Here is a 25,474-nt window from a genome sequence, read left to right on the forward strand (position 1 = left end):
GATCTGTGCGATTCTTGAGCCATGCCTCCACGCAAACGCCCTGCCGCCGCTCCCACGGGCCCGAGTTGGCGGGACGTGGAACCATCCCCTTTGATCCTGCTGACCGGCAAGGAGGACTACCTGGCAGCGCGTGCCGTGGACCGCATCCGCTCGATGGTCAAGGAGGCCAACGGCGGGGTGGAATTCACGCGCGTGGACGCGGCGACCTACGGCGCCGGCCAACTGTCCGTACTTGCCAGCCCCTCGCTGTTCGACGACGCCAAGGTCATCGTGGTCGAGGACCTGGCCCAGATGAACGACGACCTCCTCCAAGACGCCTTGGCCTATGTCCAGCAACCGGACTCGGACGTCGTCGTCGTCTTCGCCCACAGCGGTGGGACCCGCGGCAAGAAGCTGCTGGATGCCCTCAAGGCGACGGCCGTCGTCGTCGAATGTGCGCCCCTGAAGAACGACCGGGACAAAGTCGACTTCGTCCGCCACGAATTCCGCGTCCACGGACGCACGATCGACCCCGACGCCGCCCGAGCGCTGACCGAGGCCGTGGGCACGTCCACCTCCGAACTGGCCGCGGCCTGCGCTCAACTGCTCTCCGACGGCCCCGACCACGTGACTTACGACGACGTCGACACCTACTACGGCGGGCGCGTCGAGGCCACGGCCTTCAAGGTGGCCGACGCCGCGCTGGCCGGGCGCTCCGAAATCGCCCTCAAGCTGTGGCGGCAGGCCCTGGACACAGGCACCGACCCCGTGCCGATGGTGGCCGCCCTGGCCTCCAAGGTGCGGCTCGTCGCAGCGGTCCACGGCGTACGCGGCTCCGCCCACCAACTGGCCGGGCAGGTCGGTGCCGCACCGTGGCAGGTCGAACGGGCCCAGCAGGAGACCCGCCGATTCGAACAAGCCGACCTGGTCGCTGCACTACGAGCGCTCGCGGAGGCCGACGCCCAGGTCAAGGGCGAGTCCAAGGACGCCGCCTACGCCGTGGAACGGGCCATCACCACCATCGCACTGTCCGGACGCCACGCGATCTGACCCTTGGGAACCTCCCGGCGAGACCTCCGAAACGGCCCGTCCGGCACCGCGAATCGGGCCGTTTCGGAGGTCTCGGCGGTGGTGACCGGGCCGTCACACAAGGAAGGAGCCCCTCACCCTCGAACGGGTGCGGGGCTCCTTCGAGCGTCCGAGAGGACTCAGGCCATCTTGTTGACGCGGGCAGCCAGGCCGGACTTCTTGTTCGCGGCGTTGTTCTTGTGCAGAACACCCTTCGACACGGCCTTGTCGTACTTGCGGGAGACCTCGCGCAGGGCGGTGGCCGCTGCGTCCTTGTCACCGGAAGCGACGGCGGCGTCGAGGCGACGCACGTAGGTCTTCAGTTCGGACTTGTAAGCGTTGTTGCGCAGACGAGCCTTCTCGTTGGTGAGAATGCGCTTCTTCTGGGACTTGATGTTTGCCACAGATGACTCCTTTGAGTGAGCGTTGATCGGTCAGTGAGGGCAAACGGACGGTGTCGCCGACTGAGACGTGAGAGTGGGGATGCTCGTGTGGCGTCCTGCCCGCAGTGCCCGGCGATCAGCGCGGACACACAGCGAAAAATCATAGCAGAACGGGCGCCCGGAGGGGCGTCACCGGCGATTCAGTGTCTCCAACACCGCGTTGAATCGATCACGTTCCAGGATCGCACCCTCGCGGCGGAGGTCCGATTCGAGGACCTGGATGACGCGATCGACCCTGACCTCTGACGGGCGGCCCTGGCGATCCCAGTCGCCGGTGCCGATGTCGACGTAGTCCTGATCCCGTTCCCGCGCGTTGTTGTGGTCCTTGGAGGTGAGCATGAGGGCCAGCAGGTAGTCCCCGTTGTGCCCGATGATCAACACCGGACGGTCCTTACCGCGCGAGTGGTCCTCCTGGTAGGGAACCCAGGTCCACACGATCTCCCCGGGATCGGCGTTGCCGTCCGGGTGCGGGTCGTACACCGCATCCACGCGTCCCGTGAAATCCCCGGGATAGGGGCGCGACAAACGGCCCTGCCCTTCGTGGGACGACGATCGTCCGTCGCCCCCGCGTGACGAGGCGGTCGAACGACCGGGGTCGGCAACCGTGGAGGTGGCCGTGGGCCGCCGCGACGCATTGCGCCGGTCCTGTTCGCGTTTGACCTGCCTGAAGGTGTTCACTGCCAGTCGCGCAAGTCGAGTCCAGTTCACGTTCATGGGTTCATTGAACCATTCCCCCCAGTCCGGAGAGCCGACAGCCCGGTGAACCAACAGCCCGGACAGCCAACAGCTGCACGGTCACTACGCGTCGTGCAGATTTATGATCGAAACATGGTCCCCCCGCGCGAGCTCGATCCGGCGTCCAAGCGTGAGCTCATGCTCATGCTGCAAGACTTCACGACCGAGTCCACGCGGTACGCCGAGGGCGTGCGTCGTCTCCACCGCCTCGGCCACAGCGATGTCCACGCCCTGGCCGAAATCATGCGGGGACAGCGCGAAGGCGCGCCACTTCGCGCCGGCGACGTCGCACGTCGACTGGTCATCTCTGCCTCGGCGGCCACTGCTGTGATCGACCGACTGGTCAAACACGGCCACGTCGTGCGAGTCATGGACTCCGGTGACCGCAGGGAAGTCGTGCTCAACGCCACCGCTTCGGCCGCTGCCACGGGGAAGGCCATGTTCACCGCCATGGACAATGAGCTCGCCGGTGAGTTCGCGCAGTGGGATCCCGAGGAAATCGAGATGCTCCGGCATCGCCTGCCGCAACTCACCGAGGCCATCCGAAGGGCGCAGGCGGCAGCGTCGGTCGAGGAGTCAGGCAGGGCCGAATGAAGTTCGGTATTACGAACATCGAAATACTGTGATGCAATGGGCGGGTGCCCCATTCTTCCCGGTCGCCCTACGCGACCTCACTCTTCGGCCCCAGTTCCGCACCGTCGTCGGACGCCCTGGCGAACTGTGAGCGAGTCCTGGCGCGGTTCTTCGAATCCGCACGGGAGCGCGCGGTTGCGCTGTCGCCGCTGTACGTCGAGCTGTGGACGGAGATCGAGCGCGCGACCACCGGCGGAAAGCGGCTCCGGCCCGCACTGGTCGATCTGACGTTCCGGGCATACCCCGACGCCAGGGGAGAGAGTGCGGTCTCGGCCGAGACTGTGGCATCCGTCGGTGCCGCTTTCGAACTGCTGCACACAGCGCTGATAGTGCACGACGACGTCATCGACCGGGATGTCATCCGACGCCATCAGGACACGTTGCACGTTGCCGCGCGTGGACGGGCGCAGAGTGCGGGTGCCGCACCGGATCGTGCCGAGCACTACGGGACGAGCGTGGGCGTGGTGGCCGGTGACCTGGCATTGAGCGGTGCTCACCGACTCGTGGCCACGAGCGGACTGCCCGCCGGACGCCTGCTGGACGTGCTCGAGCTGCTGGACGAGGCCGTCTTTGCCTCCGGGGCGGGGGAACTGCTGGACATCCACCACGCCCTGCCCGGAATTCGCCCGACGGCGGAGGAGGTGCTGAAGTCCACACGACTCAAGACCTCCGTGTATTCCTTCGAAGCGCCGCTCCAGGCGGGCGCGCTGCTCGCCGGGGCTCCGGCCTCGGATGTGGAGAGCCTGGGTAATGTCGGACGGCACCTGGGGTTGGCCTTCCAACTGGCGGACGACCTGCTCGGCGTCTTCGGCTGCGCGGACACGACGGGCAAGGCCACGAATGCGGACCTCCTGGAGGGCAAGTTCACCCCGTTGATCATGGAAGCCCTGAACACCCCGGAGGGTCCCGAGGTGTTGGCCCTGCTCGCGGGACAAGACGGGCGCGAAGGACAGGACGAGCACGAGCGCCAGGCCGGACGGGAAGGGCAGGACGGGGCGGCGCAACGGGTGACGCGGCTGCGGGAATTGTTGACCACCTCGGGCGCCCGTACTCGGGTGGAGAACAGCGCGCGGAAGGCCGCTGACGATGCGGCGCACACCGCGCGGGAGGGCGGGCTTCCACCGGGCCTCGTCGACGAGATCGCCCACCTTGCCGTGGGCTCCGTGGAGCGGTTGCGATGACCGAATCCCTGCCCGTCGACCTCCGATCGGCACACGAGTACGACGCGGCGGCCCGCGCGGCGTCGTCGGTGGTCATCGACAAGTACTCCACCTCCTTCGGCCTGGCCAGCCGCCTCCTGGGCCGAACTGTCAGGCCCCATGTGCGGTGCGTGTATGCGCTGGTGAGAGTTGCCGACGAAATCGTCGACGGCGCCGCCGCGGCCTCGGGTGTGTCCCGCTCCCAGACCGTCGAGTTGCTCAACGAACTCGAGGTGGAAACCCTCACCGCCCTGGAACGCGGGTTCTCCACGAATCTGGTGGTGCACGCTTTTGCACGGACGGCGCAGCACGCAGGCATAGGTGCTGATCTGGTCGTGCCGTTCTTCGCGTCGATGCGCACGGACCTCACCACGCTCAGACACACGGAGGAGAGCGTGGCGGACTACGTATACGGGTCCGCGGAGGTCATCGGTCTCATGTGCTTGCGGATCTTCATGACCGGAAACCCGGTGGAAGCCGACCGGGAGGCCCGCCTGCAGCACGGGGCGCGGTGCCTGGGCGCAGCGTTCCAGAAGATCAACTTCCTGCGGGACATCGCCCAGGACTACCGCACGCTGGGGCGGGTGTACCTGCCGGGCACGGATCCGAGCACCCTGACCGAGGCGGTCAAGAATCACCACCTGGACAGGATCGACGCCGATCTGGCGGTGGCACGAGCCGCCGTCGACGACCTGCCAGAATCCAGTCGAACGGCGGTTCTCTTGGCCCACGACCTCTTCGCGGAGTTGGCAGCCCGGCTGCGAAGCACCCCCGCCGAGGACCTCCTCGACACACGGATCCGGGTGCCGGACACGCGCAAACTGGTGATCCTCGGTCGGAGCCTGGCCACCGGCAAATTCGGACGCGGACAATCGTGGGCGCGCGGAGCGGCGAGTCCGTTCCCGCCGACTCGGCAACGGTGAAGGAGCACTGAGCGATGGAACGCATCGTCGTGGTGGGAGCGGGAATCGCCGGACTTGCGGCGGCAACGCTGCTGGCCAAGGACGGCCACCAGGTCACGGTCCTCGAACGTGGCGCGCGCACGGGCGGCCGCGTGGGCACGGTGCAACGCGACGGGTTCACGTTCGACACGGGACCCTCGTGGTACCTCATGCCCGGAGTCTTCGACCACTTCTTCCGACTCCTGGGGACCAGCGCACAGGAACAGTTGGACCTGGTGCGGTTGGAGCCGGCCTACCGGGTCTTCGGTGAGGGGCACGATGACGCATTGGAGATGCGTTCCGACCTCGACCACACAGTGCGGGTCTTCGACGCCGTCGAGCCCGGGGCGGGTCGGAAGATTCGGGTATACCTGGAGTCGGCTAAGACGGCCTACGACCTTGCCGTGCGCCACTTCCTGTACACGTCCTTCACGTCCCCGCGGTCGTTCCTGAGGCTGCTCCACCCGGATGTCCTTCGCCAGGTGCCGCGCCTGTCGCAGCACCTTCTGCGCTCTCTCCACGCCCTCACGCACAGAACGGTCCACGACACGCGGTTGCGCCAGATCCTGGGCTACCCGGCGGTGTTCCTGGCCACCCGCCCCCGCGACGCCCCGTCGCTGTACCACCTCATGTCCCACCTGGACCTGACCGAATCGGTGCAGTATCCACGGGGTGGGTTCTCCACCCTGATCCGCGCGATCGAACGGCTGGCGGAACAGCACGGGGTTCGCATCGTGCTCCATGCCGACGTTCAAGAGGTGATCACGGATCAGGCAGCCCCGGAGGCACCGCGGGGGAGGGGCCGACCGCACGTCACGGGCGTGCGGTGGGTGGACGCGGACGGCGTCTCTCACATCGAACCCGCGGAGCGGGTGGTTTCGGCCGCCGACCTCCACCACACCGAAACCCAGCTGGTCCCCGCCCACCTGCAGACCTACCCCGAGCGCCACTGGGACACCGTGACCAGCGGACCTGGTGCGGTGCTCGTGATGCTGGGCATTCGCGGTCGACTCACGGAATTGGCCCACCACAATCTGTTCTTCACGAAGGACTGGGACCGCAATTTCGGTGCGATCTTCGACGAACCCGCGTACGTCCCCGACCCCGCGTCGATCTACGTGTGCAAGCCTTCCGCAACCGATCCCACGGTTGCCCCGCAGGAGCACGAAAACCTCTTCGTCCTGGTCCCCGTGCCCGCCGACGTGTGGATCGGCGAGGGAGGCGACGACGGGGACGGGTCGCCTCTGGTGGAAGCCGTGGCCGACCGGGTGATTCAGCAGATCTCGGACTGGGCGGACATCCCGGACCTCGCAGATCGGATCGTGGTGCGCACGACCCTGGGTCCAGGGGACTTCGCCCGGAACTACAACGCCTGGCGGGGCAACATGCTCGGACCGGCTCACACGCTGCGGCAGTCCGCGTTCTTCCGCGGCCGGATGACCAGCAAACGGATCCAGGGGCTACACTACTGCGGTTCCACGACAGTGCCCGGGATCGGCCTCCCCATGTGTCTGATCAGCGCGGAGAACCTGCTCAAGGACGTTCGCGGCGACACCACCACCGCGCCCCTGCCGGAGCCGCGGACGTGAACCTTCTCAACTTCCTCCACCTCGGCGCGCTGGGGTTCAGTCTGGTCGGCATGGTCGTCCTGGACGCGCGGTTCCGGCTGTTCTTCTTCCGTGCTCCGGCGAGGGCGGGCGCGGTCATGGTGGTGGGCGTCGCCTTCTTCCTGCTGTGGGACGCGGCCGGAATCGTGCACGGGATCTTTCTCCACGGGGTTTCGGATATGGACAGCGGGCTGCTTCTGGCCCCCGAACTGCCGGTCGAGGAGGTCGTGTTCCTGACCTTCCTGTGCTACCTGACCATGAACCTGTACACCGGATTGAGCCGCTTGGCCCAACGGCGGGCGGCACGCGCAACGCCCGATGGGCACCGGGGGACGGACGCGTGACCTACGGTGCGTTGATCCTGGTCTTCTGCACGCTCGCACTGCTGCCGTGGGCACTGCTGCCCGCGGCGACCTCGGGTCCAGAGCGGCTTCGCGGGCGCACGGCCGTGGTGATGCTGACGACGCTGATCGTCCTGTGCGTTCTTACGGTCGTCTTCGACTCGTTGATCATTTCTGCCGGGTTCGTCGAGTACGGAGCAGGCGCGCTCAGCGGTATCAGGCTGTGGCACGCGCCGGTGGAAGACCTGTCCTACGTGCTCGCGGGTGTCCTGCTGCTCCCCGGACTCTGGCGGGGCCTCGAGGACCCGCGGCGTGCCCGCGACCACCTGGCCATGCTGGTCTCGACCAGCCGTCCTGTTTCCTGGGTGAACACCGCCTACCCGTTCGCTGCCGCCTACCTTCTGACCGAGCACCGAGTGGACGATCTGCTCGTGGTCGGCACGATCTTCTTCCTGATCCCGTACAACCTGTTGATGTACGGAATCAATGACGTCTTCGACCACGAGTCCGACCTTCTGAATCCCCGCAAGGGCGGGCTCGAGGGTGCGCTCGTGGACCCGAGTCGGCATCGGGGCATTCTGGTGGCCTCGGTGGTGTGCCCGGTGCCGTTCGTGCTCTATCTGCTGTTCTCCGGTGACGTCGTGGATGCGGTGACGTTGGCGGTGAGCCTCTTCGCGGTGGTCGCGTACAGCGTCAAGGGTCTGCGGTTCAAGGAGAAACCGGGGCTGGACTCGGCTACCTCAGCCACCCACTTCGTCTCCCCGATGATCTACGGCCTGGTTCTGGCCGATGCCACCTGGACCTGGAGCACGGTGGCCGTCACCCTCGCGTTCTTCGTGTGGGGCATGGCCTCGCAGGCCTTCGGAGCGGTGCAGGACGTTCGTGCCGACCGTGCAGCCGGGCTGGGGTCGATCGCGACCGTCGTCGGTTCTCGCCGCACTGTGTGGGCTGCGTTGTGTGGCTACCTGGCGGCGGGTCTCCTGTTGCTGACCTCGGCCTGGCCCGGGCCCCTCGCGGCCTTCCTCGTCCTGCCCTACGTCGTGAATCTCGTGCCGTTCCTGCGGATCGACGACGATTCCTGCGAAACCGCCAATCGGGGGTGGAAGCGCTTCCTGTGGATCAACTACGTCGTTGGATTCGCCGTGACCATGCTGCTCATCTACTCAGCTTGGGACTGACGATCTGGGACTGACGCCGCGGCCCCGTCCGGACCAGGCCGACGGGGGATCGTGAGAGACTGTGTCACTGATCCGTCACGCCGGGACGGTCGTCCGTCCCAGGGTCGGCCTGACCACCCTGGGTTCCGCACCCGCACATCCTCCCGGCCCCGTTCGTTCCGAAAGGCCAGCCTTGTCCCCACAGGCCGTCGTTCCGCCCGTGCCGGCGAGCACCGACCCGTCGTTGCTGCGCAATTTCTGCATCATCGCGCACATCGATCACGGCAAGTCCACCCTGGCCGACCGCATGCTGCAGGCCACCGGCGTGGTCACGCCCCGTGAGATGAAGGCGCAGTACCTGGATCGCATGGACATCGAGCGCGAGCGCGGCATTACCATCAAGTCCCAGGCCGTCCGCATGCCGTGGCGGGCCGACGGCACGGACTTCGCGCTCAACATGATCGACACCCCGGGGCACGTGGACTTCACCTACGAGGTCTCCCGTTCGCTGGCGGCTTGCGAGGGCGCGCTCTTGTTGGTCGATGCCGCACAGGGCATCGAGGCCCAGACCCTGGCCAACCTGTACCTGGCACTAGAGAACGACCTGGCCATCATTCCCGTGCTCAACAAGATCGACCTCCCCGCCGCGCAGCCGGAGAAGTACGCGGAGGAACTCGGCAACCTGATCGGCGAGGACCCGGACCGCGTGCTGCGGGTGTCGGGCAAGACCGGTGAAGGCGTCGAAGCTCTGCTGGACCGGATCGTCGAGGAGATTCCGGCGCCCGTGGGGCAGCCGGACCAGGCCTCCCGCGCCATGATCTTCGACTCCGTGTTCGACACCTACCGCGGCGTGGTCACGTACGTGCGCGTCGTCGACGGCGATCTCAAACCGCGTGAGCGCATCAAGATGATGTCCACGGGGGCCGAACACGAACTGCTCGAGATCGGCGTCATCTCACCGGAACCCAAGCCCACCAAGGGCCTGGGGGTCGGCGAGGTCGGCTACCTGATCACGGGCGTGAAGGACGTGCGCCAGTCCCGCGTGGGTGACACGGTCACGGCTGCGGCCAAGGGTGCCACGCAGGAACTCGGCGGCTACGAGGACCCGAAGCCCATGGTGTTCTCGGGTCTGTTCCCCATCGACGGGTCGGACTACCCGGCGCTGCGTGACGCCCTCGAAAAGCTGCAGCTCAACGACGCCGCACTGGTCTGGGAACCCGAGACGTCGGCCGCCCTGGGGTTCGGCTTCCGCTGTGGCTTCCTGGGTCTGCTGCACCTGGAGATCACGCGGGAGCGACTGGAACGCGAGTTCGACCTGGCGCTGATCTCCACGGCGCCGTCGGTGTCCTACGACGTGACTCTGGAGGACAACACCGAAACGGTGGTGACCAACCCGTCCGAGTTCCCCGAGGGCAAGATCAAGGAGATCCGCGAGCCCATGGTCTCGGCCACCATCCTGGCGCCGTCGGACTTCGTGGGCGCGATCATGGAACTGTGTCAGTCCAAACGCGGCCAGATGGGTGGGATGGACTACCTCTCCGAGGACCGCGTCGAGCTGCGCTACCGCCTGCCGTTGGCCGAGATCGTCCTGGACTTCTTCGACCAGCTCAAGTCCAAGACCAAGGGCTATGCCTCCTTGGACTGGAAGGCCGACGGGCAGGAGGCCGCCGACCTGGTCAAGGTGGACGTGCTCCTGCAGGGCGAACGCGTTGATGCGTTCTCGGCGATCACGCACAAGGACAAGGCCTACTCCTACGGCGTCATGATGGCGGGCAAACTCAAGGACCTGATCCCGCGTCAGCAGTACGAGGTTCCCATCCAGGCGGCGATCGGATCCCGCATCATCGCCCGCGAGAACATCCGGGCCATGCGCAAGGACGTGCTCTCCAAGTGCTACGGCGGTGACATTTCCCGCAAGCGCAAGCTGCTCGAGAAGCAGAAGGAGGGCAAGAAGCGTATGAAGATGGTGGGGCGCGTGGAGGTGCCGCAGGAGGCCTTCGTGGCCGCGCTCTCCTCGGACAGTTCCTCGGCGGACAAGAAGAAGTGACGGCCAGCGTGCCCGGGACGACGGGGTCCCGCGTGCGCGCGGTGGCGACGTCGTACAAACCGCGCACGGAGGACGCCTGGGGTCTCGTGCAGCATGCGGGGGTGCCGGGTGCGGTCTGGGTGATCGACGGGGCCACTCCACTCGGCGTAGCAGACCGTGTCCTGGGCAACGCCCAGGTCTCCCACTTCGCGTGGGCACTCAGCGAAGCCTTGACCAACCACCTCGCGGCCGTTCCCGGACTGCCCGTACGGGCCAGCGTGCTCGGCGCCGTCGAAGCGTCCCGTGCTGACGCAGCACGGTCTTTCGCCGCGAGGTATCCCGGCGCCACGGTCCCCACCGCCACACTCGCGCTGGTCCTGCGCCACGGCCCACACCTGGTCGCAGTGACCCTGGGGGATTCGGCGCTGTGGGTCGAGACAGCGGACGGACTCCGGGCCGTGGTCGATCCGCAGTACGTGGGCAACGAGGACCGCGCCCTGTCCCGCTGGCGGGCACTGGTCGAGGACGGCATGTCGACGCAACGCGCCTACGCTGAGGTGTTGGCGGGCCAGGCCGCCGCCCGGCCCCTGCGCAACACGCCACAAGGGCTGTGGATCCTGGGTGACTCCGCGGAGGCGGCCCCCCACGCGACGGTGGTGACATTCGCGGCCGCCGGGCCAACGCGCGTCGTCGTGGCCGCGATCCTGTGACCCCGCCCGACCACCCCACCCCACCCGACCACCCCACCCGACCACCCCATGCAGAGGAGTGCCCGTAGTGCCCGCCCAACCCGAAGGTGACGCCGCCCCAGCCGACGGCCTGTTGCCGCCCAGCGTGCTCCCGGGGGCACAGGACCGGCGCCTGAGCCTGTACGTCCACGTGCCGTTCTGCTCCGTTCGGTGCGGGTACTGCGACTTCAACACCTACACGGCCCAGGAGCTCGGCCCGGGCGTGTCCCAGGAGGCCTACGCCGCCGATGCCGAAACCGAGCTGCGCTTCGCGCGTTCCGTTCTGGTGGACTCGGGGCTGCCCCATCGGCCGCTGCACACGGTCTTTTTCGGGGGCGGAACCCCCACTCGGCTGCCCGCAGAGGACTTGGTGAGCATCCTGGGCACGGCCCGCGACCAGTTCGGGTTGGCCCCGGGAGCCGAGGTCACCACGGAAGCCAATCCTGATTCCGTCACGGCGCAGGACCTCCGTGTCCTGGCGGACGGCGGATTCACCCGCGTGTCCTTCGGGATGCAGTCGGCCGTGCCACACGTCCTGGCTGCACTGGACCGCACGCACGATCCCCGCAACGTGGGCCGGGTGGTCGAGTGGGCCAAGGAGGCCGGACTGTCAGTGAGTGTGGATCTGATCTACGGCACGCCCGGGGAGTCCCTGGCGGACTGGGACCGGTCGGTCCGGGAAGCACTTTCCTACGAACCGGACCACGTCAGCGCCTATTCGCTGATCGTGGAGGACGGGACCCGCATGGCCGCGCAGATGCGCCGCGGAGAGCTCCCGGGGATCGACCCGGACGACCAGGCCGACAAGTACGAACTCGCGGAATCCGTGCTGGCCGAGGCCGGTTTTGAGTGGTACGAGATCTCCAACTGGTCCCGCGAGGCGCACGGGCGAAGCGCCGTGGAGAACCGGTCGGCCCACAATCTCGCCTACTGGCACAACCAGGACTGGTGGGGCGTGGGCCCCGGGGCCCACAGCCACGTCGGGGGAGTCCGGTGGTGGAACCGAAAGCATCCGGTTCCCTACACGAATGCAGTGCGGGCCGGTCGTTCACCGGCCGTGGGGCGAGAGGCCCTGGACGAGGAGACCAGGCTGTTCGAACGGATCATGTTGGAGACGCGCACGGCCGATGGATTGCCGGTGGACGCGCTGCCCGCTGAGCGACGGTCGGAGGTCGCGGGTCTCGTGGCGGAGGGTCTGGTGGACGGCCGCGCTGCGGTCGGAGGCCGTGTGGTGCTCACGCTGCGCGGTCGCCTGTTGGGCGACGCGGTGGTCCGTCGACTCGTGTGACCGCTACCGCTTCACCGCTCGTTCGTGTCCTGCGTGCGCTGGCCGGGGCGCACGGCCGTGATCTCGCCGGTGGCGTCGATCGGACCGGATTCCTGGCGGGCCTTGCGGCGCTCGGCCCGATGGCGGGTCACCAGGTCGTAGAGGTACCAGTTGAAGCGGTACACGTAGGGCCTGCCCTTGTTGACCGTCACGGCAGCGATTACGGAGAACACGGCCAGGGCCAGCCATGTCGCCGCGCCAATCAAGGCGAAGGCCCATCCCACGTAAGGGACGAAGGCCAGCAGCGCACAGGCGATGACGATCAGCGTGGGGCCGAAGGTGAAATTGGCCGCCTCAAGCGACTCCTGTTGGGTGAAACGCGCGCGTCCGCGGGACCACCGGTGGATCAGGATGCTCGGGAGACAGCCGGCGAACCCGAGCATGTGTGCCAAGGTGGCCAGCTGCTGGTCGTCCGTGACGCTGACCGGATGGGGTCGAGCGGAGACTCCTTCGAACGGTGTCTTCTGCTGCTCGTCGGTTCCACGGCTGCTGTTGGTCGAAACGGGCACGTCTACCTTCAAGATCGAGACCGTGCAGATCACGGTCGAACGGTCGGTGCTGCCAGCTGGATGTCGGCGCAGCGGGCCGGTTCCTGGGAGCCGGCGGCCGCTGGTGTCGCGGCAAATCGGTCAGCCCAGAGTTTACCCGCCCGCTCGGCGGTTCCTTGTCAGGCGACGGTGACGAAGTCGATCAGTTCCTCCACCCGACCCAGCAGGGCGGGTTCGAGGTCGGCGTAGGTGTCAACCTTGGCCAGGATCCGACTCCACGCCTTGCCCGTGTCCTCGGCGTTGGCATGCGGCCACCCGAGGCCCTTGCAGATCCCCGTCTTCCAGTCCGTCCCGCGGGGCACGTGCGGCCAGGCGGGGATGCCCAGCACGGAGGGTTTCACGGCCTGCCAGATGTCGATGTACGGGTGCCCCAGGATCAGGACGTTGCCCGGTGCCGACGGGACCCGCATGGTTTGTTCCGCGATCCGCGACTCCTTGGAGCCCTGCACCAGGTGGTCCACCAGGATCCCCAGGCGACGCGTCGGCCCCGGTTGAAAGTCGGCTACCGCGGCGGCCAGGTCGTCCACGCCGTGCAAGGGTTCGACGACGATGCCCTCGACGGCCAGGTCGTGTCCCCAGACCTTGGCCACCAGTTCGGCGTCGTGCTTGCCCTCGACCCAGATCCTGGAGGCCTTGGCCGTGCGGGCACGGAAGCCTTCGACCTCGACGGAGCCGGAGCGGGTCCGGCGAGGTGCAGACTTCTGCTCACGCCGTCGTGGTTCTGCGGCAATGACCGGCTGTCCCTCGTACAGGAAACCGGGCCCGAGGGGGAAGGCCCGAACCTTGCCGCGGCGGTCCTCCAGACCGAGCACGCGCATTCCGCCGATGGTCTCCAAGGACACGACCGCACCGACCCACCCGGTGGACACCTCTTCCAGGACCAATCCTCGAGCGACGGGCAGGGGCTGTGCCTGCGGGGGACGGCGCTGGGCGGAGAGCGATTCCAGGCTCTGCGGACCCCAAGACGGACCGGACAAGGGTTGCCTCCTGGCATCACTGGGACAAGCGCGGGACGTGGATTCGGCGGGTGGAACGGGCGTTCACGGCCGGAATCAGCCGCGAGCGTACCAAGGGGCCGGGCCCACGTCGCGGATCGACCCCGGACCGCTAGACTCATTGGCACTGTGTGGGGCAGAGTGCCAACCGGGTACGGTGCCTGGCCGCTGAGACCGATCGCTTGCAGAAGGAGGACTCGTGATGGACCACCCCCGACGTCTGCAGGTGCTTCAGGCCATCGTGGAGGACTACGTCCATTCCCGGGAGCCGGTCGGTTCGCAGGCGCTGGTCGAACGCCACCGACTGGGCGTCTCCTCGGCGACGGTTCGCAACGACATGGGCGTCCTGGAGGACGAGGGACTCATCATGGCCCCGCACACGAGTGCCGGTCGTATCCCGACGGAAAAGGGCTACCGCGCTTTCGTCGACCGGATCACCTCGCTCAAACCTCTCTCGGCACCCGAACGGCGGGCCATCCGCACGCTGCTGGAAGGTGCGGAGGACATCGACGACGTCATGGAGCGCACGGTGCGGCTCCTGTCCCAACTGACTCACCAGGTGGCGGTCGTGCAGTACCCGACGGTCACAGTGACCACGGTGCGCCACGTGGAACTCGTGCGAATGGACGAACACCAGGTGTTGGTCGTCCTCATCCCCACGGACGGGCGCGTGTCCCAGCGGGTGACCAGGCTGCCGGTGGCCGTGTCCGAGTCCGACGTGCTCGACGCCCGTGCCCGCGTCCTGGCCCTCACCACCGGCCGGGCGGTCTCCGAGGCCGTCGCGGCTGTGACGGCGGCCGTTCTTAAGGTTCCACAGCCGGAACGCGTCGTGTTGGCGGCCGTGGCAGAGGCTCTGCAGGCGCTGGGCGCCACGAGTGCCGAGCAACGCATGGTGATGGCCGGAACAGCCAACCTTGCCCAGTCCACGGGTGACTTTGCTCGTACAATCGGCCCCGTGCTCGAAGCACTCGAGGAACAGGTGGCGCTGCTACGACTCCTGTCCGAGATGGAGCAGGACGAACGTGGAATCGCCGTCCGCATCGGCGCCGAGGACGCCTCCGACCCGCTGGTCGAGACGGCCGTCGTGGCCACCGGGTACGGACCCCACGACGGCGCCAAGCTGGGCGTTCTGGGACCCACGCGCATGGATTACCCGTCCACCATGGCGGCGGTCCGCGCGGTGGCCCGCTATCTCTCGAGGGTGCTGCAGAACTGAGCCCTTCGCCGACCGGGCCCGTCCGGTCCGTCGCTGTTCGCGCGCTCGCGGACGGTGGACCGAGCACTCACGGCCGGGCCCAGACACCACTTCAGACACTTCAGAAACTTCAGACAACGACGACGGAACGGACTAATCGTTGAGCGATCACTACCAGACCCTTGGGGTCTCCCGCGATGCCAGCGCAGAGGAGATCAAGCGTGCGTACCGCAAGAAGGCGCGAAAGCTGCACCCGGACGTCAACCCTTCCCCGGAAGCAGCCGAAGAGTTCAAACGGGTGGCGCACGCCAACGACGTCCTCTCGGACCCGGAGAAGCGGCGGATCTACGACGCCACGGGCGACGAGAACGGTCAGAGTGGTTTCGGCGGCGCAGGTGGTTTCGGTGGTGCCGGCTTCGGTGGATTCGGCGACATCTTCGACGCCTTCTTCCAGGGAGCCGGCGGCCAACAGGGCCCGAAGTCTCGTACCCGTCAGGGGCAGGACGCCCTGATCACCGAGGCCGTTTCCCTGCAGGAAGCCGTGTTCGGCACCGACAAGCGCATCACGGTTGACACCGCCGTCGTGTGCCCCGAGTGCAGCGGCTCCTGCTGCCAGCCAGGGACGGAACCGACCCAATGCGGGATCTGCGGCGGTGCCGGACAGGTGCGTCAGCCCATCCGCTCGCCCCTGGGCACCGTCATGACCGTAGCCCCCTGCCACGCTTGTGACGGGTTCGGCACCGTCATCGAGCACCCCTGCCAGGAGTGCTACGGCCAGGGCCGTGTGCGGGACAAGCGTCAGCTCAACGTCAAGATCCCCGCGGGTGTGCGCACCGGCACTCGCATTCGCCTGACGGGCCAGGGGGAGGCGGGGACCGCCGGCGGCCCCAACGGTGACCTCTATGTGGAAACCCGGGTGCAGAACGATCCCACCTTCCGTCGCGACGGGGACGACCTGCACATGGTCGTGCGGGTTCCCATGGTCGCCGCCAGCCTGGGCACCACGCTCAAGGTGGACACCTTCGACGGTCCGCAGGACATCGGCGTCGATCCCGGGACCCAGTCCGGGCAGACCATCAAGATGTCGGGCCTGGGCGCCGGTCGGTTGAACAGCCGCGACGGAGCGCGCGGGAATCTGGTGGTGCACCTGGAGGTCTCCACACCGACGGACCTCGACGACCGGCAACGCCAACTGCTCGAGGAACTGGCCGAACTCCGCGGCGAACAGCGCCACACCGGCACGGCGATCAGCACCGCCGGAGAACGTGGGGCCTCCGGGTTCTTCTCCCGTCTTCGTGACCGGTTCGCCGACTCGTGAGCCTCCCCGTATTCCGCGCCGAGGACCCGATCGACGAGCTACGTGAGGGTGACACCTACACGTTGACGGGCCCGGAGGCCCGGCACGCGGTGACCGTGCGCCGGTTGTCCGTCGACGAGGCCTTGGACGTCGTCGACGGACAGGGGACGCGCGTCACCGGGACGGTGACGGCCACGAACAAGGAACCCGGACGGGACACGGCAGGCGGTCCCGGTGCACCCTCTGGCGGGTCCTCCGGAGGGGACTGGGTCCGGCTCACCGTGACCGCCGTCGAAGCCCAACCGGCGCGTCGGCCTTCCCTGGTGCTGGTCCAGGCGCTGGCCAAGGGCGACCGGGACCTGCAGGCCGTGGAAACCTGCACGGAACTCGGCGTGGACGCGGTGATTCCGTGGCAGGCGGATCGCTCCGTGGCCCGCTTCCGCCCGGACCGGATGCACAAGCAGCTCGACAAGTGGCGGTCGACCGTGGTGGCAGCTGCCAAACAGTCCCGGCGGAGCCGGTGGCCCATCGTTCAGGATCCCGTGAACAGTGCCGCTCTGGAAGCCAGGATCCGCGACGAGGGGCAGACCCGCTGGTGGATCCTGCACGAAGCCGCTGAGCAGACATTGGCGCAGGCACTTGCCGAGAACGCCGCTGTGGTCGATCCCCATCGCACAGATCCGCACGTGTTCGCCGTCGTGGTCGGGCCCGAAGGTGGAATCTCCGAAGTGGAACTCGGCCGTTTCGTCAGAGCCGGTGCTCAACCCGTGCTGTTGGGGCCGGAAGTGCTCAGGTCCTCGACGGCGGGGGCGGCTGCAGTCGTCATGCTCAACCAGGCGACGGGCCGGTGGTCCTGACCCCCTGACGTCACCCCTGCGTGGGACCCGTTGCCTGAATCCCCGTGGAGGTCGTCTTCACGTCGTTGTCCGCGGAATCCTCGTCGTAGGACACCTGATCCGGCACCCGGTAGGAACCGAAGACCGTTGCGTCTCCGGCACCGTCGACCAGGATCCGAACAGCCGGGGGTGACTGGGGGTCGGCCAGCCCGGCGTCGATGGCAGCAGCCACAGCCGTGTTGGTGAGCTGCTGGATCGCAAGCCGCGCCTGTGGGCGCTCGAGGTGACGGGACACCGCAGTGGCGGGCAGGTCCACGGTGATGGTGTCGTCGGTGTAGGAGGTCCCGATCCCGGAAACGGGCCGCCACAGGGTGCGTTGCTCCGCCTCGTCGGGCGTTGCCTGCGTCATGGCCTGCACCGCCGTGTCGATCGGGTCGGCCGTTCCGGAGCCCTGAACGGTCAGGGACTCGCGGAACAGCTGCTGCGTCGAATCACCCGAACCGGTCCAGTAGACCGGGACCGTGACCGTACGGGAAGTGTCGTCTGAACCACCGGAGGCACCGGATGCGTCGAGGACAACCGTTGTCGACTGGCCCGCGCCGTCCAGGAACGACGGCGAGGTGCACGACACCAAGGTCATGGTCACGGCTGCGGCAGCGGAGACGATGGTGCGGGCGCGTCGACGCTGCGGACCGGGCACGCCGGCAGGGGAGTTCGGGTGGGTGGGGTTGCCGTCGTCGAACACCGGTGCCACGCTCACTCCTTTCCCAGCCACGCTCTGCTGTCCTCACGTCCTACGGGTCCTGGCTGGGCACTGCGCATCGGTGGTGGGTTCCGCGCGATCCCGCGGCGCACAGCCTGTTGTCCGAGCGCAGCATCTTGCAACCGCCCGGACAACGCCGACCAGGCAACCACACACCACCGGAGGGCGCACGCCCTGGACCATCCTTTGCCGGTACCGATACCAAATCGGAATCTTCGGCCGCGGCTGTACGCTGATGGTGGTGTCCGCAGCGACGCCCGCCGCCACTCGGGTCACGGAAGACCGGACACGTGAAGGACGGCGTCACTTCTCCAGGAAAGCGAGTACTGGCCCGTCGGCCGACACCATGCACGATCCCGACATCACACCCCACGCCACCCGCGCGAACCGCCGTTCGACCGCGGAGCCCGCGGACGGTGGTACAGAGCGCGAGCGCAGGGTCATGACGTTCGCGGACCGGGAGACCATGGTCCGTTGCTTGGGCCAGGCGGACAGCACCCTCACCCAGATCGAGCTGGCGAGACCCGGTACCAAGCTGTTCGCGAAGGACCTCCAGGTCGTGGTCGAGGGCAGATCCCAGGACGTCTTCGTGGTCGTGGCCCTGCTCGAGGAGCTGCAGGCACTGGCGCGCAAGGGAACGCTGGTGACCCCTCAGGTGGTCGCCCAGCTCCTGGGGATTCTGTCCCGTGACGCTGCCGCCCGCCCGTCCGCGGCATTGAACCAGGACATCCTGTCCTCCCGCGGGCGCACCATCCGCCCGAAGACGCTCAACCAGAAGCTCTACACGGATGCCATCGACGCACACACCATCGTGTTCGGCATCGGTCCCGCAGGTACCGGCAAGACCTACCTGGCGATGGCCAAGGCGGTGCAGGCCCTCCAGACCAAGGAGGTGTCCCGGATCATCCTGACCCGGCCCGCCGTGGAGGCCGGGGAGCGGCTGGGGTTCTTGCCCGGCACTCTGACCGACAAGATTGACCCGTACTTGCGGCCGCTCTACGACGCACTGCACGACATGCTGGATCCGGAGACGATCCCCAAACTCATGGAAGCGGGCACGATCGAAGTCGCCCCGTTGGCGTACATGCGTGGTCGGACCCTCAACGACGCCTTCATCATCCTTGACGAAGCGCAGAACACCACACCGGAACAGATGAAGATGTTCCTGACCCGTCTGGGCTTCGGCTCCAAGATCGTGGTCACCGGAGACGTCACGCAGATCGACCTTCCCGGCGGCACGTCCTCCGGGCTGCGGCAGGTCGAGCACATCCTCCGCGGGGTCGATGACATCGCCTTCCCCACCCTCAGCAGCGACGACGTCGTCCGGCACGAACTGGTCGGGAAGATCGTCGACGCCTACGGTCACTTCGACGCCACGAACCGGGTGCGCCAGGAGCGGCGCCAGCGCAAACAGGACCGAGCCGGGGGCCAGGCGGGCGCTGCCACCACGTCCGTGACCGAAACGGCCGAGGAGCACTGAGATGAGCGGACCCCTTCTCGACGACGCGGCCCGCGGTGACGCGCCGGCCAACGTCGACATCGACGTACAACACGATGCCGACCAGCTCCCGGCCGACCAGAGCGAACACCGCGACGCCTGGGCGGCCTACGATCCGGCCCGTCAACGGGCCTTGGTCAGCCACTGTTTCCGTCAGCTCCGCCTGGCCTCTGACGTCGAGTTGTCGATCGCCGTCGTGGACGAGGAGGAGATGGCGCGGTTGCACGTCGAATGGATGGGCCTCCCGGGGCCCACGGACGTGATGTCCTTCCCCATGGACGAGCTCGAGGCCGGTACGGAGGACTCCCCGACGCACGGAACCCTCGGGGACATCGTCCTGTGCCCGCCCGTCGCGGCGCGCCAGGCCGCCGCTGCCGGGCATTCCACGGAGGACGAATTCTTCCTCCTGACGGTGCACGGCATCCTGCACCTGCTCGGGCACGACCACGCGGAACCGGAGGAGCGCGCGACCATGTTCGCGCTGCAACGCCATTTGTTGACCGGTTTCCTCGGCCGGTCCGCCCCCGTGGAGACCATGCAGTGACGGCCACTGAACAGGCGCGCGAAGGACTCGCGGCACCGTCCGCGGACAACCACGGCGCGAGCCGCAGGAAAGGAGCCCGGCGTGGGCGATGAGATCTCGAGTGGAGACAACGGCCGGCCCGAGGGTTCCGACGACCGGTTCATGACGCCGTCGGGGGACTTCCGTGCGGGGTTCGCCGTGTTCGTGGGCCGCCCCAACGCGGGCAAGTCCACCCTGACCAATGCGTTGGTGGGGGAGAAGGTGGCCATCACCTCCAACCGTCCCCAGACCACCCGCCACACCATCCGCGGGATCGTGCACCGGCCGGACGGCCAGCTGGTGCTCGTGGACACACCGGGCGTCCACCGCCCCCGGACCCTGTTGGGGGAGCGCCTCAATGATCTTGTGGCGGAGACCCTCAGCGAGGTCGACGTCCTGGGTCTGTGCATTCCCGCCGACGAGAAGATCGGCCCCGGGGACCGATTCATTGCGGCTCAGCTCGCCCAGTCCGGTGGGCGCCCGATCGTGGCCATCGTCACCAAGTCGGACACGGTGGGCCGCCAAACCCTGGCCGAGCAGCTGATCGCCGTCGAACAGCTGGGACGCGAGGTGCTCACCGCGGAGTTCGAGGAGACGGAGCGCCGCAGGGGAATCCGGGCCCGGAAGAAGGGCAAGGCCTATGACCCCCGGCCTACTCCCCCCGACCTGGGCTTCGCCGACGTCATTCCGGTCAGCGCGGTCAACGGGTTCCAGGTCGAGTCGCTGGCCCAGGTGCTCATTTCTCACATGTCGCCCTCGCCGCCCCTGTACCCGGACGGTGAGCTCACGGACGAGCCGGAATTGACCATGATCGCCGAACTCGTCCGGGAAGCGGCGTTGGAAGGTGTGCGCGACGAGCTCCCGCATTCCCTGGCAGCGGTCTGCGAGGACATGATCCCTCGTGAGGACCGCCCGGAGGACGATCCGATGGTCGACGTCCACGTCTCCCTCTACGTTGAACGCCCGTCACAGAAGGCCATCGTCATCGGAAAGGGTGGCGCCCGACTGCGTGAGATCGGTGCGACGGCCCGGCGGTCGATCGAAAAGCTCCTGGGCACCAAGGTGTACCTGGACCTGCACGTCAAGGTCGCCAAGGAATGGCAACGCGATCCTCGCCAGCTCTCGCGCCTGGGCTTCTGACTTCTGGCCGTCCCCGCGCAGTCGCCGCACGGCCGCCCTGCCCCGGATGCCCTAGTTGAGAGTGACGGTGTACCATCCGGGAGGTTGCGTGACCGACGACGTGCCCGCCTGACCGAACGCCGACGTCGAGCCAGCGCGCCACCCCGACATCTTGGAGCCCCATCCGTGAACACCCGCACTCCCGACAGCGAGCGCACCTCGTGGGCCGACACCCGCCAGGCCGGTCGCCACTGGAGCGCGAAGTCAGGGATGAGCAAAGGCCTCAAGTGGGGTCTGATCAGCCTGGCAATCGGGCTGGTCGTCGTCCTGGCCGTCGGTGGTCTGAGCATTTATCGGCTTCAGCAGAACCTGACCACCAGTCCTTTGAACCTCGGTAACGGGGAGGCCGGTGACGACGGCCCCACGGACATCCTGATCATGGGCTCCGACACCCGCGTCGGGGAGGGCAACGACCAGTACGGTGAGGTCGAGTACGGCAACGGCGACGGGCGCACCGACGTCATGATGCTGTTGCACATTTCCGAGGACCGGGAGAACGTCTCCGTCGTGTCCTTCCCGCGGGATCTCGTGGTCGACATCCCGGAATGCACGGACCCGGAATCCGGCAAGGTCTACGAGCCGATGGAAAACGCCATGCTCAACACCGCCGCGGAGAACGGCGGGCCTGGGTGCACCGTGGCCACCATCAACGACTTCACCGGATTGAGTATCGATCACTTCATGCTCGCCGACTTCAACGCCGTGACCGAGCTGTCCGAGGCCGTCGGCGGCGTCGAGGTCTGCGTCAACCAGCCCGTGGACGATCCCAAGTCCGGACTCGAACTGCCCGCCGGTGTGTCCACGGTCGAAGGCAAGAACGCCCTGGCGTTCCTGCGATCACGCGCCGCGTTCGGCGACGGCGGCGACGAGTCCCGTATCCGCTCCCAGCAACAGTTCATGGCGTCCCTGGCCCGCAAGGTCAAGGAAGAGGGAACGCTCACCAACCCCGGCAAGCTCTACGAGATCGCCGACGTCATGACCAGCAACCTGCACGTCGACGAAGAGCTGGGCAACGTCACCCGCATCGTCAGTATCGGGGGCATGATGGCCAACGTCGATCTGTCGCACGTCGTGTTCGTGACGGCCCCGACGCAGGTCTACGAGCCGGACCCGAACCGTCTGGAACTCGACGAGACCCGTGCGGAAGACCTGTTCCAGACGCTCCGGGACGACCGTTCACTGGCGCAGGACGACGCCTCCGCCACGGACGGCTCCGAGGAATCGGCAACCCCGGACTCGGCCTCGCCCTCGACCGCCGAGAACAGCGAAACCCCGAGCGCCGATCAGACGGACGAGGAATCGGTTCTGCTGTTCAACGCAGCCGACATCCCGGTCGAGGTCGTCGACGCCTCCGACACCGACGGGCGCGCCGAGGACCTGGTCAAGGTGCTCCAGGATGCCGGTTACACCCAGGCGACCGAGGGGGATTCCATCGACTCGCTGCCCGGGACGCAGGTCGTGTACGGCCCCGGGTGGCAGTCCGCTGCCGAGCAGGTGGCCGAGGAGCTCGGCATCCCTCAGGGGCAGGTCATTGAATCCACCGATGCGGAGACCGTGGTCAAGCTCGAGATCGGCCAGGACTTCACTTCGGGCGACCGGATGGATCTGGACAGCGCCGTGCCGGAAGGCCTCTCCGGGCAGACCGCCGAACAGTTCACGTGCCAGCAGTGAGTTGTGCGCCATCCCACCGCCCGCGGTGGTAGTTTTTCCCTATGCGCACGGGCACCTTGCTTCTGCTTAGTTGCCGCAACGGGTCCTGAACCCCTTTTTCGGGCCGGACTCCCCGTTGCGGAGTTCGTGATGCCCGGCCCGTCGCGCCCGATCCTCAGCCCGTTTCCGGGGAAGCCATCGGATCGTCGTGACGCCACTTGGGACAGGAAAGAAGCAGGTCTCACACCATGGAAAACCGTCAGAAGCCCTCCGGCATGCCGACTCACAAGTACCGTCCGTACAACGAGCAGTTGCCGTTCGTGCTCACGGACCGTACCTGGCCGGACAAGTTCATCACCAAGGCACCCCGCTGGTGCGCCGTCGACCTGCGCGATGGCAACCAGGCACTGATCGACCCCATGGACTCGAACCGCAAGCTGCGGATGTTCGAGTTGTTGGTGGGTATGGGCTACAAGGAGATCGAGGTCGGGTTCCCCTCGGCCTCTCAGACCGATTTCGACTTCGTGCGTCGGTTGATCGAGGAAGACCGCATTCCCGAGGACGTGTCGATCCAGGTCCTCACGCAATCCCGTGAGCACCTGATCGAGCGCACCTTCGACGCGATCGACGGCGCGCCGCAGGCGATTGTCCACCTCTACAACTCCACATCCGTGCTGCAGCGGAAAGTGGTTTTCCGTGAAGACCAGGACGGCATCGTGGACATCGCGCTGACCGGTGCCCGGCTGTGCATGAAGTACGAGGAACAGCTCAAGGACACCACGGTCACGTACGAGTACTCGCCCGAGTCCTTCACCGGGACCGAAGTTGAGTTCGCGGCACGGATCGCCAATGAGGTCGCGGAGACCTTCGAGATCGGCGGTGATCGGGAGATGATCCTGAACCTGCCCGCCACGGTCGAGATGGCCACCCCGAATGTCTACGCGGACTCCATCGAGTGGATGACCCGCAACCTCTACAACCGGGACGCCACCGTGCTGTCCCTGCACCCGCACAACGATCGCGGCACGGGCGTCGCAGCCGCTGAACTGGGCTACCTGGCCGGTGCGGACCGGATCGAGGGCTGCCTGTTCGGCAACGGCGAGCGGACCGGCAACGTCGATCTGGTGACGCTGGGCCTGAACATGCTGACCCAGGGCGTGGACCCGGAGATCGACTTCTCCGACATCGACGAGATCCGCCGCACGGTCGAACACTGCAACCAGCTGCCAGTCCCCGAACGTTCTCCCTACGGCGGTGACCTGGTCTTCACGGCCTTCTCCGGCTCGCACCAGGACGCGATCAAGAAGGGCTTCGAGGCAATGGCCGCCGACGCCGAGGCTCAGGGCAAGTCCACCGAGGACCTGGTCTGGGCGGTTCCGTACCTGCCCATCGACCCCAAGGACATCGGCCGCAGCTACGAGGCCGTGATCCGCGTGAACTCCCAGTCCGGTAAGGGCGGTGTGGCCTACCTGCTCAAGGCCGATCACGGCCTGGAACTGCCGCGCCGGGCACAGATCGAGTTCTCCGGGGTGGTCCAGAAGCACACGGAGACTTCGGGTACCGAAATCTCGGGCGCCGATTTGTGGAGCATCTTCCAGGACGAGTACCTGCCCGCGGACAGCCACGGGAACCGTTGGGGCCGGTACCGGATCACGAGCATCACCACGTCCTCGGACGACGACGGTGACACCCGCCTCGAGGTGGGACTGGACGTCGACGGTCAGACCGTCCAACGCTCCGGCACGGGCAACGGCCCGATCGACGCGATGATCCAGATCTTCGCCCAAGAGGGTGTTGACCTGCGCTTGCTGGACTACACGGAACACACCCTGTCCGCTGCCGCCGACGCGAACGCGGCCTCCTACGTCGAGCTCGCCGTGGGAGACAGGGTCCTGTGGGGCGCCGGCATCGATGCCTCGACCACCCGCTCGTCGTTGAAGGCCATCGTGTCCGCGGTCAACCGTGCCGTGCGCGACGTCCAGGCGGACTGAGGACGGGCGGAGCCCAGCACATGCCTCGCGCCACGTCCTTCGCATCCAGGTCCTACCGGGACACGGGTGTGGTCCTTCGGACCTACCCGCTGGGTGAGGCGGACCGGATCGTGGTGCTGCTGACGCGTGAACACGGGCAGGTGCGGGCCGTGGCCAAGGGAGTGCGGCGAACGAATTCGCGCTTTGGGTCACGGCTCGAACCTTTCAACGTCTCCGATCTGCAACTCGTCCACGGCCGGAATCTCGACATCGTGTCTCAGGCCGTGGGACGGAAAGGCTGGGCCTCGCCGATCGCCGCGGACTACGCCAAATTCACGGCGGCGGCGGCCGTGGTTGAGGCAGCAGAGCGGATCACCACCGATGACGATGACGAAGGTAATCGCCACTACCTGCTCGTGGTCGGTGCCCTGTCCTCGATCGCACGCGGGCTGCACGCCCCCGCCGCGATTCTGGACTCCTATCTGCTGCGGGCCGTCTCCCTGGCGGGATGGGCACCGTCGTTCACGGACTGTGCTCGGTGCGGGGCGCCCGGGCCGCACGGAGCGTTCAGCGCGGAACTGGGTGGCGTGGTGTGCCCGAACTGCCGGCCCCCCGGAGCATTGGCACCCGATGTCCCGACCTTGGACTACCTGGTGGGGCTGTTGACGGGGGACTGGTCCCGCGTGGACGGGGCCGAACCGCGGATTGCCTCGTTCGCCGCCGGTATCGTGGCCTCCTACGTCCAGTTCCATCTGGAGAAGTCGGTGCGTTCCCTGCACCTGGTCGAGAGGAATTGA

At 67.3% G+C, this 25,474-nt stretch carries 24 protein-coding genes; 19 read left to right on the forward strand and 5 right to left on the reverse strand.

The genetic code is table 11. From position 1 onward, the window contains the following. The first annotated feature begins 21 nt into the window (after nucleotides 1–21). Nucleotides 22–1,029, forward strand: a complete 1,008-nt coding sequence (holA, locus tag EDL96_RS02595; RefSeq protein WP_123824168.1) for a DNA polymerase III subunit delta — start codon at nucleotides 22–24, stop codon at nucleotides 1,027–1,029. 158 nt (nucleotides 1,030–1,187) lie between these two features. On the opposite strand, the gene rpsT is transcribed toward holA, so the two are convergent. Together rpsT and EDL96_RS02605 are read right to left on the reverse strand one after the other, a co-directional pair. After that, complete coding sequence (rpsT, locus tag EDL96_RS02600) at nucleotides 1,188–1,451, reverse strand: 30S ribosomal protein S20 (protein WP_123824170.1); 264 nt, start codon at nucleotides 1,449–1,451, stop codon at nucleotides 1,188–1,190. Nucleotides 1,452–1,619: 168 nt separating this feature from the next. Beyond that, the gene (locus EDL96_RS02605; protein ID WP_123824171.1) at nucleotides 1,620–2,204 is read right to left on the reverse strand and encodes a type II toxin-antitoxin system PemK/MazF family toxin; all 585 of its coding nucleotides are present in this window, start codon (nucleotides 2,202–2,204) and stop codon (nucleotides 1,620–1,622) included. Nucleotides 2,205–2,318: 114 nt separating this feature from the next. Here EDL96_RS02605 and EDL96_RS02610 point away from each other — a divergent pair, with 114 nt between their 5' ends. The 9 genes from EDL96_RS02610 to hemW all read left to right on the forward strand — a co-directional run bounded on the left by EDL96_RS02610 (nucleotide 2,319) and on the right by hemW (nucleotide 12,145). Continuing rightward, nucleotides 2,319–2,819 carry a MarR family winged helix-turn-helix transcriptional regulator gene (locus tag EDL96_RS02610; protein ID WP_123824174.1) on the forward strand — a complete coding sequence of 167 codons (501 nt, stop codon included), beginning with the start codon at nucleotides 2,319–2,321 and terminating at the stop codon, nucleotides 2,817–2,819. Nucleotides 2,820–2,863: 44 nt separating this feature from the next. Continuing rightward, a complete protein-coding gene (locus EDL96_RS02615) occupies nucleotides 2,864–4,039 on the forward strand; it encodes a polyprenyl synthetase family protein (protein ID WP_123824176.1) in 1,176 nt (391 codons plus the stop codon). Continuing rightward, the gene (locus EDL96_RS02620; protein WP_123824178.1) at nucleotides 4,036–4,980 is read left to right on the forward strand and encodes a phytoene/squalene synthase family protein; all 945 of its coding nucleotides are present in this window, start codon (nucleotides 4,036–4,038) and stop codon (nucleotides 4,978–4,980) included. Before EDL96_RS02615 ends, EDL96_RS02620 begins: the two co-directional genes overlap by 4 nt. Nucleotides 4,981–4,994: 14 nt before the next feature. Beyond that, nucleotides 4,995–6,587, forward strand: coding sequence for a phytoene desaturase family protein (gene crtI / locus EDL96_RS02625; protein ID WP_123824180.1), 1,593 nt, complete (start codon nucleotides 4,995–4,997; stop codon nucleotides 6,585–6,587). Next, nucleotides 6,584–6,949 (forward strand): lycopene cyclase domain-containing protein, encoded by a 366-nt coding sequence (locus EDL96_RS02630; RefSeq protein WP_233568626.1) that lies wholly within the window; start codon nucleotides 6,584–6,586, stop codon nucleotides 6,947–6,949. The genes crtI and EDL96_RS02630 overlap by 4 nt, the downstream gene beginning before the upstream one ends. After that, complete coding sequence (locus EDL96_RS02635; protein ID WP_123824182.1) at nucleotides 6,946–8,124, forward strand: prenyltransferase; 1,179 nt, start codon at nucleotides 6,946–6,948, stop codon at nucleotides 8,122–8,124. Before EDL96_RS02630 ends, EDL96_RS02635 begins: the two co-directional genes overlap by 4 nt. 172 nt (nucleotides 8,125–8,296) lie before the next feature. Next, nucleotides 8,297–10,150 carry a translation elongation factor 4 gene (gene lepA / locus EDL96_RS02640; protein WP_123824184.1) on the forward strand — a complete coding sequence of 618 codons (1,854 nt, stop codon included), beginning with the start codon at nucleotides 8,297–8,299 and terminating at the stop codon, nucleotides 10,148–10,150. Next, nucleotides 10,147–10,839 carry a hypothetical protein gene (locus EDL96_RS02645; protein ID WP_123824186.1) on the forward strand — a complete coding sequence of 231 codons (693 nt, stop codon included), beginning with the start codon at nucleotides 10,147–10,149 and terminating at the stop codon, nucleotides 10,837–10,839. Before lepA ends, EDL96_RS02645 begins: the two co-directional genes overlap by 4 nt. Before the next feature lie 67 nt (nucleotides 10,840–10,906). Then, nucleotides 10,907–12,145, forward strand: coding sequence for a radical SAM family heme chaperone HemW (hemW, locus tag EDL96_RS02650; protein WP_123824188.1), 1,239 nt, complete (start codon nucleotides 10,907–10,909; stop codon nucleotides 12,143–12,145). Nucleotides 12,146–12,156: 11 nt separating this feature from the next. Here the strand turns inward: hemW and EDL96_RS02655 are convergent, their stop codons facing one another. Further along, complete coding sequence (locus tag EDL96_RS02655) at nucleotides 12,157–12,693, reverse strand: DUF4870 domain-containing protein (protein ID WP_233568627.1); 537 nt, start codon at nucleotides 12,691–12,693, stop codon at nucleotides 12,157–12,159. Nucleotides 12,694–12,851: 158 nt separating this feature from the next. Next, on the reverse strand, nucleotides 12,852–13,709 hold the full coding sequence (locus tag EDL96_RS02660; protein WP_123824190.1) for a DUF3097 domain-containing protein: 858 nt from the start codon (nucleotides 13,707–13,709) through the stop codon (nucleotides 12,852–12,854). A 220-nt stretch (nucleotides 13,710–13,929) separates the two neighbouring features. Between EDL96_RS02660 and hrcA the strand changes: the two genes are divergently transcribed. From hrcA to EDL96_RS02675, 3 genes are all read left to right on the forward strand, one after another. Further along, nucleotides 13,930–14,943: a heat-inducible transcriptional repressor HrcA gene (gene hrcA / locus EDL96_RS02665; protein WP_123824192.1), complete on the forward strand. Its 1,014-nt coding sequence runs from the start codon at nucleotides 13,930–13,932 to the stop codon at nucleotides 14,941–14,943. 139 nt (nucleotides 14,944–15,082) lie between these two features. Then, the gene (gene dnaJ / locus EDL96_RS02670; RefSeq protein ID WP_123824194.1) at nucleotides 15,083–16,240 is read left to right on the forward strand and encodes a molecular chaperone DnaJ; all 1,158 of its coding nucleotides are present in this window, start codon (nucleotides 15,083–15,085) and stop codon (nucleotides 16,238–16,240) included. Further along, nucleotides 16,237–17,076 (forward strand): RsmE family RNA methyltransferase, encoded by an 840-nt coding sequence (locus EDL96_RS02675; RefSeq protein ID WP_123824196.1) that lies wholly within the window; start codon nucleotides 16,237–16,239, stop codon nucleotides 17,074–17,076. Before dnaJ ends, EDL96_RS02675 begins: the two co-directional genes overlap by 4 nt. A gap of 10 nt (nucleotides 17,077–17,086) precedes the next feature. Here EDL96_RS02675 and EDL96_RS02680 read toward each other — a convergent pair whose 3' ends face one another. Then, a complete protein-coding gene (locus EDL96_RS02680; RefSeq protein WP_123824198.1) occupies nucleotides 17,087–17,809 on the reverse strand; it encodes a GerMN domain-containing protein in 723 nt (240 codons plus the stop codon). Nucleotides 17,810–18,164: 355 nt separating this feature from the next. Between EDL96_RS02680 and EDL96_RS02685 the strand changes: the two genes are divergently transcribed. The 6 genes from EDL96_RS02685 (at nucleotide 18,165) to recO (ending at nucleotide 25,474) form a co-directional block, all read left to right on the forward strand. Further along, complete coding sequence (locus tag EDL96_RS02685) at nucleotides 18,165–19,298, forward strand: PhoH family protein (protein WP_199732517.1); 1,134 nt, start codon at nucleotides 18,165–18,167, stop codon at nucleotides 19,296–19,298. A gap of 1 nt (nucleotide 19,299) precedes the next feature. Further along, nucleotides 19,300–19,860 (forward strand): rRNA maturation RNase YbeY, encoded by a 561-nt coding sequence (ybeY, locus tag EDL96_RS02690; protein WP_123824200.1) that lies wholly within the window; start codon nucleotides 19,300–19,302, stop codon nucleotides 19,858–19,860. Between the two features lie 141 nt (nucleotides 19,861–20,001). Then, on the forward strand, nucleotides 20,002–21,018 hold the full coding sequence (locus tag EDL96_RS02695) for a GTPase Era (protein ID WP_123824314.1): 1,017 nt from the start codon (nucleotides 20,002–20,004) through the stop codon (nucleotides 21,016–21,018). Nucleotides 21,019–21,183: 165 nt separating this feature from the next. Next, entirely contained in the window at nucleotides 21,184–22,728 is a 1,545-nt protein-coding gene (locus EDL96_RS02700) for an LCP family protein (RefSeq protein ID WP_233568628.1), read from the forward strand. Nucleotides 22,729–22,955: 227 nt separating this feature from the next. After that, nucleotides 22,956–24,698 (forward strand): 2-isopropylmalate synthase, encoded by a 1,743-nt coding sequence (gene leuA, locus EDL96_RS02705; RefSeq protein WP_123824202.1) that lies wholly within the window; start codon nucleotides 22,956–22,958, stop codon nucleotides 24,696–24,698. A gap of 20 nt (nucleotides 24,699–24,718) precedes the next feature. Further along, nucleotides 24,719–25,474, forward strand: coding sequence for a DNA repair protein RecO (gene recO, locus EDL96_RS02710; protein ID WP_123824204.1), 756 nt, complete (start codon nucleotides 24,719–24,721; stop codon nucleotides 25,472–25,474).

Origin of the sequence: Kocuria soli (genome assembly GCF_003797835.1) — a bacterium.
Taxonomy (GTDB): domain Bacteria; phylum Actinomycetota; class Actinomycetes; order Actinomycetales; family Micrococcaceae; genus Kocuria; species Kocuria soli.

What these genes read in the sequence shown, in the direction of transcription:
- holA (WP_123824168.1), top strand. Translation starts at nt 22, where the DNA reads ATGCCTCCACGCAAACGCCCTGCCGCCGCTCCCACGGGCCCGAGTTGG.
- EDL96_RS02605 (WP_123824171.1), bottom strand. Translation starts at nt 2,204, where the DNA reads ATGAACGTGAACTGGACTCGACTTGCGCGACTGGCAGTGAACACCTTC.
- EDL96_RS02610 (WP_123824174.1), top strand. Translation starts at nt 2,319, where the DNA reads ATGGTCCCCCCGCGCGAGCTCGATCCGGCGTCCAAGCGTGAGCTCATG.
- EDL96_RS02620 (WP_123824178.1), top strand. Translation starts at nt 4,036, where the DNA reads ATGACCGAATCCCTGCCCGTCGACCTCCGATCGGCACACGAGTACGAC.
- crtI (WP_123824180.1), top strand. Translation starts at nt 4,995, where the DNA reads ATGGAACGCATCGTCGTGGTGGGAGCGGGAATCGCCGGACTTGCGGCG.
- hrcA (WP_123824192.1), top strand. Translation starts at nt 13,930, where the DNA reads ATGGACCACCCCCGACGTCTGCAGGTGCTTCAGGCCATCGTGGAGGAC.
- EDL96_RS02685 (WP_199732517.1), top strand. Translation starts at nt 18,165, where the DNA reads ATGCACGATCCCGACATCACACCCCACGCCACCCGCGCGAACCGCCGT.
- ybeY (WP_123824200.1), top strand. Translation starts at nt 19,300, where the DNA reads ATGAGCGGACCCCTTCTCGACGACGCGGCCCGCGGTGACGCGCCGGCC.
- EDL96_RS02695 (WP_123824314.1), top strand. Translation starts at nt 20,002, where the DNA reads ATGACGCCGTCGGGGGACTTCCGTGCGGGGTTCGCCGTGTTCGTGGGC.
- leuA (WP_123824202.1), top strand. Translation starts at nt 22,956, where the DNA reads ATGGAAAACCGTCAGAAGCCCTCCGGCATGCCGACTCACAAGTACCGT.
- recO (WP_123824204.1), top strand. Translation starts at nt 24,719, where the DNA reads ATGCCTCGCGCCACGTCCTTCGCATCCAGGTCCTACCGGGACACGGGT.